The 8,917-nt window shown below is 64.8% G+C and carries 11 protein-coding genes; 4 read left to right on the plus strand and 7 right to left on the minus strand.

The genetic code is table 11. The annotated features are described in order from the left end of the window. Positions 1-12 precede the first annotated feature (12 nt). The 6 genes from FJ419_RS30065 to FJ419_RS30990 all read right to left on the minus strand — a co-directional run bounded on the left by FJ419_RS30065 (position 13) and on the right by FJ419_RS30990 (position 3,744). On the minus strand, positions 13-639 hold the full coding sequence (locus FJ419_RS30065) for a CDGSH iron-sulfur domain-containing protein (protein ID WP_140700773.1): 627 nt from the start codon (positions 637-639) through the stop codon (positions 13-15). A gap of 338 nt (positions 640-977) precedes the next feature. Further along, on the minus strand, positions 978-1,349 hold the full coding sequence (locus FJ419_RS30070; protein ID WP_140700774.1) for a hypothetical protein: 372 nt from the start codon (positions 1,347-1,349) through the stop codon (positions 978-980). Positions 1,350-1,552: 203 nt separating this feature from the next. Then, positions 1,553-1,924 carry a DUF559 domain-containing protein gene (locus FJ419_RS30075; RefSeq protein WP_140700775.1) on the minus strand — a complete coding sequence of 124 codons (372 nt, stop codon included), beginning with the start codon at positions 1,922-1,924 and terminating at the stop codon, positions 1,553-1,555. A 130-nt stretch (positions 1,925-2,054) separates the two neighbouring features. Beyond that, positions 2,055-2,402: a hypothetical protein gene (locus tag FJ419_RS30080; RefSeq protein WP_140700776.1), complete on the minus strand. Its 348-nt coding sequence runs from the start codon at positions 2,400-2,402 to the stop codon at positions 2,055-2,057. 308 nt (positions 2,403-2,710) lie between these two features. Next, positions 2,711-3,235 carry a hypothetical protein gene (locus FJ419_RS30085; protein WP_140700777.1) on the minus strand — a complete coding sequence of 175 codons (525 nt, stop codon included), beginning with the start codon at positions 3,233-3,235 and terminating at the stop codon, positions 2,711-2,713. Continuing rightward, positions 3,232-3,744 carry a hypothetical protein gene (locus FJ419_RS30990; RefSeq protein WP_181170846.1) on the minus strand — a complete coding sequence of 171 codons (513 nt, stop codon included), beginning with the start codon at positions 3,742-3,744 and terminating at the stop codon, positions 3,232-3,234. Before FJ419_RS30990 ends, FJ419_RS30085 begins: the two co-directional genes overlap by 4 nt. A 110-nt stretch (positions 3,745-3,854) precedes the next feature. Between FJ419_RS30990 and FJ419_RS30095 the strand changes: the two genes are divergently transcribed. Then, on the plus strand, positions 3,855-4,043 hold the full coding sequence (locus tag FJ419_RS30095; protein ID WP_127862144.1) for a hypothetical protein: 189 nt from the start codon (positions 3,855-3,857) through the stop codon (positions 4,041-4,043). A gap of 144 nt (positions 4,044-4,187) precedes the next feature. Here FJ419_RS30095 and lepA read toward each other — a convergent pair whose 3' ends face one another. Beyond that, on the minus strand, positions 4,188-5,993 hold the full coding sequence (gene lepA / locus FJ419_RS30100) for a translation elongation factor 4 (protein ID WP_140700778.1): 1,806 nt from the start codon (positions 5,991-5,993) through the stop codon (positions 4,188-4,190). A 279-nt stretch (positions 5,994-6,272) separates the two neighbouring features. Between lepA and FJ419_RS30105 the strand changes: the two genes are divergently transcribed. The 3 genes from FJ419_RS30105 (at position 6,273) to msrA (ending at position 8,369) form a co-directional block, all read left to right on the plus strand. Continuing rightward, complete coding sequence (locus FJ419_RS30105) at positions 6,273-6,959, plus strand: DUF1223 domain-containing protein (protein WP_181170847.1); 687 nt, start codon at positions 6,273-6,275, stop codon at positions 6,957-6,959. Between the two features lie 86 nt (positions 6,960-7,045). Beyond that, on the plus strand, positions 7,046-7,390 hold the full coding sequence (locus tag FJ419_RS30110) for a hypothetical protein (protein WP_140700780.1): 345 nt from the start codon (positions 7,046-7,048) through the stop codon (positions 7,388-7,390). Positions 7,391-7,625: 235 nt separating this feature from the next. Further along, positions 7,626-8,369, plus strand: coding sequence for a peptide-methionine (S)-S-oxide reductase MsrA (msrA, locus tag FJ419_RS30115; protein ID WP_140700781.1), 744 nt, complete (start codon positions 7,626-7,628; stop codon positions 8,367-8,369). The last annotated feature ends 548 nt before the right edge of the window (positions 8,370-8,917 follow it).

The following is an 8,917-nucleotide window of genomic DNA, read 5'->3' on the forward strand; positions in this document are numbered from 1 at the left end:
GCGCGGCGTTTGTCATGCCACGAAGCCCACTCTTTTATGCGACCCGTCGCAAAACGGCTTGTTGGCCGAATGCCCGCAGCGACAGAGGAACACCTTGCTGATGCGGGCAATGGTATGCCCGGTGCCGGTGACGATCTCGGCGTTGCCTTCGACCTTGAGCGGGCCGTTGACGGTGGGCGTCACCGTCAGCGGGCCGTCCCGCGCCTCCAGCACCTGCGCTTCCTTCAGCGGCGGCTCGCCTGTGGCGGAAAAACCGGCCTTGATGTGGCTGTTGTCGCAGAACGGCTTGTTCTGCGACAGGCCGCAGCGGCAGAGCGTGGCGCGCAAGAAGGTGTCCTCGCCCAGCACGATCTCGGCATGCACCGCCAGCGGGCCGTTTTCCCTCAGCCGCACGGTGTTGACCACCGGCGGCTTCTCCTGCGGCCCGCCATCTTTTCTGGTGTAGGTGATGGCGCCCGACGGGCAGTTTTCGGCCAGCGCCACGACCTGCTCGACGCTTGCCGCCTCAGGATGGATCCATTCGCCCGGCGCGTTGGGCACGAAGACATGCGGGTTGCCGAGCACGCAATTGCGCGAATGGATGCAGCGCTTGCCGCTGAAGGAAACGTCGATCTTCTCGCCTTCGACCGTGCCTGCCATGTGGGTGGGGTCTCCTGTTGGGTTGAGGTGAGGCTAGGGCGCGAGCGAGAGGGGCGTCAAGCTGGCCGGATGCGCAGCCCTCTCCTTCTCCCCTTGTGGAAGTTCGCTGGAGATTGGCGAAGGGCCGCGTGACGGCCAATCTCCCCCTCGTGGGGGAGATGTCCGGCAGGACAGAGGGGGGCGCGAAGGATCGCGGCCCGCCGCTTTTCGAATGTGCAGAAGTTTCCCAAGGCAGGAGCTTTTTAGCGGGTTGAGATGCTGGCGGGACAGCGCCCCCCTCTGCCTTGCCAGGCATCTCCCCCACAAGGGGGGAGATCAGCAGCTTCGGCGTCCCACCCCTACTCCTCCAGGTCGATCTCCTCGGTCTGGCCGCCGCTGCAGGTGTAGCAGCAGTCCTCGCAGGTTTCCTTGTTGTTGGGCCCGACGCCCCAATAGGTTTCTTCATCGCCGTCGACCCAGGCGCCGTAGCAGATCTTCTCGCCCTCGTTGCACGAGATCGGCAACTGCTTGGTCTCGCCGTCGTCGAGATAGAAATCCTTGCCATTTCCCGGCCAGACATAGTCGCGGTCCTGGCTGTAGAGCTCGACGCGCATGGCGTTGGGATGATTGTTCTTGATCTGGAAGGTGACGTCGCCGGCGTGAGCGGCGGGCGCGATGAGGACGGCAAGCGAAAGCGCGGCGGCAACGCGGCGCGCAAAGGTGGAAGACATGAGAACCCCCGAGGTAGAATCGGCCCCCACGGCCGATGGTTGGATGATGACATGGCGGGCGCATATGCCAAGGGGTGGCGGCGAAAAATGGCTGACGGAATTTGGGGGGACTTCCCCTTCTCCCCTTGTGGGAGAAGGTGGCTCGGCGCGCAGCGCCGAGACGGATGATGGGTGCTCCAGCTTGGCGAAGACGCCCGGTGGCATCAACGCCAGGGCTGCAAACTCTTATCTTTCACATACGCAATAATGGTATCGCAGACCGCACCCAGCTCTTTCAGGACATCGTCGTTCCAGAACCGCAGCACGCGAAATCCCCTTGCCTTCAGTTCGGCGTCGCGCTCCTGGTCGCGATCCGATTCCGCGTGCTGGCTGCCGTCGATTTCGACGATGAGTTTTGCTTCGGCGCAGAGGAAATCCGCGACGAACCTGCTTATCGGCACCTGCCGCTTGAACTTGATATTGTCGAGTCGCCGGCCGCGCAATTCGTGCCACAAGCGGTCTTCCGCCTCTGTCGGCTCACGGCGCATCGACCGAGCGAAATTGCGTTTGGCCGGGGTTACGGGTTGGTGCGGCATGGCGGAAGATTAGCCAATGTTGTGGACTTGAACAGCCGGCGCCTCACTCCGCTGGAGCACCCCTCATCCGTCTCGGCGCTGCGCGCCGAGCCACCTTCTCCCACAAGGGGAGAAGGGGGAAGGCGCCCCGCTACTCGGCCAAATCCACTGTCTCGGTGGAATGCTCGGTGCAGATGAAGCAGCAGGTGTCGCAGGGCTGGTCGTTGTCGGGGCCGACGCCGGCGGTGACGGAATCGTCGCCGTTCACCCAGGCGCCCCAGCAGATGTGCTCGCCCGGCTCGCAGGAGATCGGCACGGACTTTCGCGCCTTCGGGCGGATGAGGAACACCTTGTCGTCGCCCGGCCAGACTTTTTGGCTGTCGCGGCTGAACAGCTCGACCGCGACGCCGTCCGAACGCTGGTTGCGCACGAAGACCGACATGTCGGCGGCGAAGGCCGGGGTGCTGAGGAGAAGGAAGGCGAGCAGAGCGCGAATCATGGCGAGGTCCCCTGAGGGGAGTAGAGCACGGGTGGAGTGCTTAATCTCCCCCCTTGTGGGGGTTGAGGAACGGTGCGCGTAGCGGACGGGAAGCCAATTGCTTGGCTTTCCGAGCAACGAAAGCCCGGCAGGGCAGAGGGGGGCGCGAAGGATCGCGGCGTTTGTGTCAATCAAAGAGAACCTAGCCGCGAAAGCTTACCTTTGAGATGCCGGCGGGACAGCGCCCCCCTCTGGCCTGCCGGCCATCCCCCACGAGGGGGGAGATCAGCAGCTTCGGCGCCGCGCTCCTTCTGAAACGCAGGTGATCGCTACCTCCTCACCACCACATGCGGCGCGAATGTCTTCACCGCATCCACCATCTCCTCCCCGCGCACGTCGAGCGAGGAGATTTCCATGTGCACGATGTTCCGGCCAAAGGGCATCAGGCCGAAGGCGTTGGCGGAGGAGTAGCGGACTGCGTCGGGCGGCTCCTCGGTGAGCTCGAAATTGAGCATCGCCGCGCCCTTGCCGCCGGCGGCGAGCCGCACGCTTCTCACCTTGCTCCATGGCACCAGCACGTCGCCGGCGCGGGCATCGCGGAAGCCGTGGCTGTCCAGCACCACCTTGACCGAACTGTCGAAAGCGCCACGGGCGATTGATACGCCGAGCCCCAGGCAGGCGGCGCCAAGCAGCGCGATCCACAGCACATGCCCGCTGTTCGCGCCCGAGGCCACGCCCTGCAGCGCGCCGAAGCCGAAAATGCCGCCAAGCAGGAACGGCCCGACGGCGGGCAAGATCTTTCCCGACGGGCTGTTGCGGATTTCGAGCGGCGCGGCCATCGCCTTCGCGCTCAACGCTCCGGCTTCAGCAAAGTCCAGATCCAGCCGATGAAGGTTAGCACCAGGAACGGATAGCCGAGCGCCGGCAGCGGCGCCGAGGTGGGCAAGAGCGGCGCGCCCCACAGGATCATCAGGACCGAGACGGCGAACAGCACGGCGGCGACGGTCGCCGTGAGCCGCATCCACAGCGCAAAAGTGGCCTGCGCGCTGACCATGACCAGCCCCGCCGCCCACAGCGCAATGCCGCCGGCATAGGAAGGCACGCTCGCCTGAAGGCCCGCCGCATTGCCGGCCAGAAGCAGGCTCTCGCCGGCCAGGAAAGTCAGGAACCCGGCCGCGATGAGATCATTGCCGAGCCGCTGGTATTTCACCACGAGTAACGCCGTGGCGACGACGATCGCCACACCGTCGATGGTCCAGACCGTTTCGCGCAGCGCGTCGCTGGCAACGAAAGTGCCCGCCAAGCCAAAAGCGCCGCCGATGGCGAGACCGATCGCGGCGACAGTGTCCAGAGTGGAGCGCATGTGATGTCTCCCCAAGCTGGGAAGAGGATACAACGAGGTGGAATGTTGTTGAAGTCAGTATGATTTCGGCTGCGAATCGCGCTACGTTCCCGTTCTGTTCGAAGGCCAACATGGCAAAGAACACGGGTGATGACTACCGCAGAGGCGCCGTGACGGGCAGGACGCAATTCCAGCACGAGAACGGCGACTGGCAGAAGCGCGACGAGCGAACTGGCCAATTCATGGAGCGTAAGTCCTCGGAAGGTCCGTTCAAAGGTGTGGCAAAAGAACCGGACGGTCGGGACACCAAGAACTCGTAGTCGCTGGCGTGTAATCTCCACCGCGCAGTTCCAGCGCCGCGCTGGCGGGGGGCCCGCTGCCTGCCGGCAGCTCCGCCGCTTTCGAAGCCTGCCATCGATTCACTGGATCGATGGCTTGGCGCGCTCCGCGCGCCAACGGGCTTCTCAATCCCCCATCTTCAGCGCCTGGATGAACGCCTCCTGCGGGATATCCACCTTGCCGAACTGGCGCATCCGCTTCTTGCCCTCTTTCTGCTTGTCGAGCAGCTTGCGCTTGCGGGTCACGTCGCCGCCGTAGCATTTGGCGGTGACGTCCTTGCGGAGCGCCGAGATGGTCTCGCGGGCGATGACCTTGCCGCCTATTGCCGCCTGGATCGGGATCTTGAACAGATGGTGCGGGATCAGTTCCTTCAGCTTCTCGCACATGGCGCGGCCGCGCTTTTCCGCCGCCGTGCGGTGCACCAGCATGGACAGCGCGTCGACCGGCTCCTCATTGACCAGGATCGACATCTTGACCAGGTCGCCCTCGCGATAGTCGGTCAGGTGATAGTCGAAGGAGGCGTAGCCCTTGGAGATCGACTTCAGCCGGTCGTAGAAATCGAACACCACCTCGTTGAGCGGCAGGTCGTAGGTCAGCATGGCGCGTTTGCCCACATAGGAGAGATCGGCCTGGATGCCGCGCCTGTCCTGGCAGAGCTTCAGGATGCCGCCGAGATAGTCGTCGGGGGTCAGGATGGTGGCGCGGATCCATGGCTCCTCGATCGAGGCGATCTTGACCACGTCTGGCATGTCGGCCGGGTTGTGCAGTTCCTTGACCGAGCCGTCATTGAGGTTCAGGCGGTAGACGACGGAGGGCGCCGTGGCGATCAGGTCGAGGTTGAATTCGCGCTCCAGCCGCTCCTGGATGATCTCCAGATGCAGCAGGCCGAGGAAGCCGCAGCGATAGCCGAAGCCGAGCGCCGCGCTGGTTTCCATCTCGTATGAGAAGCTCGCGTCGTTGAGGCGCAACTTGCCGACGGCGGCGCGCAAATCCTCGAAATCGGCGGCATCGACCGGGAACAGGCCGCAGAACACCACCGGCTGCGCCGGCTTGAAGCCGGGGAGCGCCTTTTGCGTCGGGCGGCGGTCCTCGGTGATGGTGTCGCCGACGCGGGTGTCGGCCACTTCCTTGATCGAGCCGGTGAAGAAGCCGAACTCGCCGGGGCCGAGCTCGTCGACATTGACGCGGGCCGGCTTGAACACGCCCGTCCTCTCGACGAGATATTTCGCGCCGGTGCCCATCATGCGGATGGTCTGGCCCTTCTTCATCACGCCGTCGATGATGCGCACTAGAACGATGACGCCGAGATAGGCGTCGTACCAGCTGTCGACCAGCATGGCCTTCAGGGGCGCCGCGATGTCGCCCTCGCGCGGCGGCGGCAGCTGGTGGACGATCGCCTCCAGCACGTCCGGCACGCCAAGCCCCGTCTTGGCCGAGATCAGCACCGCATTGGAGGCGTCGAGGCCGATCACCTCCTCGACCTGCTCGCGGATGCGCTCGGGCTCGGCCGCCGGCAGGTCGACCTTGTTCAGCACCACGACGATCTCGTGATTGTTGTCGATGGCCTGGTAGACATTGGCCAAGGTCTGCGCCTCGACGCCCTGGGACGCGTCCACCACCAGCAGTGAGCCCTCGCAGGCGGCCAAGGAACGCGACACTTCATAGGCGAAGTCGACATGGCCGGGCGTGTCGATGAGGTTCAGCACATAGTCCTCGCCGTTCTTGGCATGGTAGTTCAGCCGAACGGTCTGGGCCTTGATGGTGATGCCGCGCTCGCGCTCGATATCCATCGAGTCCAGCACCTGCTCCTTCATGTCGCGCTCCTCCAGCGTGCCGGTGAGCTGGATCAGCCGGTCGGCAAGCGTGGATTTGCCATGGTCGATATGGGCGACGATGGAGAAATTGCGGATGTGGTCGAGCGGGGTGGTCATGCGGCGCGCTTTAGCAGGGGCGGGGTTGAGGGGCAAGCGGCGGGGGTTTTTCCTTCTCCCCGTTCACGGGGAGAAGGTGCCCGAAGGGCGGATGAGGGGTGTTTCAGTTAGCAAGGGCTGCAATCTGTGACTCACCCCTCATCCGTCTCGGCGCTGCGCGCCGATCCACCTTCTCCCCGTAAACGGGGCGACGGGAAGCAATCACAAACCGGTGAAGCTGTAACGAACCTCTCCACCCCGGCGAAATGAAGCATGACCCCGCAACGGAGAATGCTTCCCATGACCGGATCGACAACAAGCCTGCTCGCCGGCGCGATGCTCGCGGCCACGATGGGCGCGGCGACCGCACAGCCGCTCACCGTGGTCGAGCTGTTCACCAGCCAGGGCTGCTCGTCCTGCCCGCCGGCCAACGCCAACCTGATCAAGGTCAAGGACCAGCCGGGCGTGCTGGCGCTGTCGTTCAACGTCACCTACTGGGACTATCTCGGCTGGAAGGACACGTTCGGCCGCAAGGAATTCACGGAACGCCAGGTGACCTACGAGCCGTCGCTCGGCCATGACGGGCCGTTCACGCCGCAGGTGGTGGTGAACGGCAGAAGCGACGGCGTGGGCGCCGCGCCGGGCGAGATACAGAGCCTGATCGCCAAAGGCGGTCGCACGCAGGGGCCGGAGCTTTCGCTTGGGCAGGGCAGGGTCAGCATCGGCGCCGGCAAGGCGCCGGGCCGCGGCGCCGACATCTGGCTGGTGCGCTACACAAGAGGCGTCGTCGAGGTGCCGGTGGCGCGTGGCGAGAACACCGGCCGCACGCTGCCGCACGCCAATGTCGTGCATTCGCTGACCAAGCTCGGCAGCTGGAACGGCGCGGCGACGACGCTGCCGCTGCCTGCAGCCACAGGCGGCTTGAGCACCGCGGTGCTGGTGCAGGCGGCGCGCGGCGGACCGATCCTGGCCGCGGCCGCCAACTGACCTTTTTCCCCTACGCGCGGGGCCGTAGACAGCGGCAACGCATAACCCGGCCCGCATGCGCGCGCCAAAACCCAAGGAGACTACCCATGTCCAAGTTCCTCACGCTGCCGGCACTGGCTTTCGCGCTTTCCGCGTCCGTCTTCGTCGCCGGCGCCCGCGCCGACGACACGGCCAATGCGATGAAGCCCGCCAACGCGATGGCGACCGACGCTATGAAGCCGGCCGACGCGATGAAGCCGGCGACGGACGCGATGAAGCCCGACGCGATGAGCACCGAGGCGATGAAGCCGGCAACGGATGCGATGAAGCCGGCGGATGCGATGAAACCTGTCACCGACGCTATGAAGCCTGCGACGGACGCTATGAAGCCGGCGGATGCCATGAAGCCTGTGACGGATGCCATGAAGCCAGCGGATGGCACTGCTCAGTGAGGTGAGCCTGGCACTGCCCCTCACCCAGCCTCCGCTTCGCTCGGCTGACCTCTCCCCGGTGGGGAGAGGAGATTGTCGACGCCGGCGCCAATCTCTTCTCCCCACCGGGGAGAAGGTGGCCCGAAGGGCCGGATGAGGGGGAGCGCCGCCGCTCACAAGAACAGCCGCACGGCAAAGTGAGAACCACTTCGCGGCTGCGTTCGTATATAATGAAGCAACAACAGGAGATCAGGACATGAACGGCATAAAGGCAAAGGCCGCGCGGCGATCGCCATTCTTCGCCCGCGGCACGTTGGCAGTGCTCGGCCTTGCGGCCGTGGCGGCAGCGGCTCTGTGGCAGACACCGGCCCGCTCGGCCGAGGACGCGGTGGTGATCCCGCCGCCGGCTCTGGACGAGAAGGCGGCGAGCGGCACCGAGAAGGCTATCTTCGCCGGCGGCTGTTTCTGGGGCGTGCAGGGCGTGTTCCAGCATGTCAAGGGCGTCAGCAAGGCGGTGTCCGGCTATACCGGCGGCAGCGCCGACAACGCCGTCTATGAAGTCGTCGGCACCGGCCGCACGGGGCATGCCGAATCCGTCGAGATCACCTATGACCCGTCGAAGGTCACCTACGGCCAGCTGCTGCAGGTCTATTTCTCGGTCGCGCACAATCCGACGCAGCTCAACTACCAGGGGCCTGACCAGGGCACGCAATACCGCTCGACGATCTTCGCCGAGAACGACGAGCAGAAGAAGGTCGCCGAGAGCTACATTGCCCAGCTCGACAAGGCCAAGGTGTTCGGCAAGCCGATCGTCACCACACTCGAGACCGGCAAGACCTTCTACCCGGCCGAGGACTACCATCAGGACTTCCTGACACTGAACCCGACCTATCCCTATATCGTCTACAACGACCTGCCCAAGATCGAGAATTTGAAGGCGCTGTTCCCCAAGCTTTACAGCGAGAAGCCGGCGCTGGTGCTGGCCTCCAGCAAAAGCTGACGAGATCGGCCCGTTCCGTAGCACAGGGATTTCGATCGTCGGGTCTGTGTCCGCGTGGGCGGGTGGCATGCCTTGGCGATTGGCCGAAACGCCCATCGCGATCGTCATCCACGGGCGGAGCAAGAAGCGCAGCGACGCGCGCAGACCCGAGGATCCATTCCGTGACCTATGAGCGCCGCTCACGGTGCAGAATTCTGCTCGGCTGCACCCTTCGATCAGGTCACGGAATGGATTCCAGGGTCTGCGCGACGCCGCTTCGCGGCTGCTCCGCCCTGGAATGACGAGGTTGGGGTCTGTGTCCGCGTGGCGGCTGGCATGCCTTGGCGATTGGCCGAAACGCCCATCGCGATCGTCATCCACGGGCGGAGCAAGGAGCGCAGCGACGCGCGCAGACCCGAGGATCCATTCCGTGACGTCCGAGCGCCGCTCACGGTGCAGAATTCTGCTCGGCTGCACTCTTCGATCAAGGTAACGGAATGGATTCCAGGGTCTGCGCGACGCCGCTTCGCGGCTGCTCCGCCCTGGAATGACGAGGTTGGGGTCTGTGT

The organism is Mesorhizobium sp. B2-6-2, assembly GCF_006440615.1.
Taxonomy (GTDB): Bacteria; Pseudomonadota; Alphaproteobacteria; order Rhizobiales; family Rhizobiaceae; genus Mesorhizobium.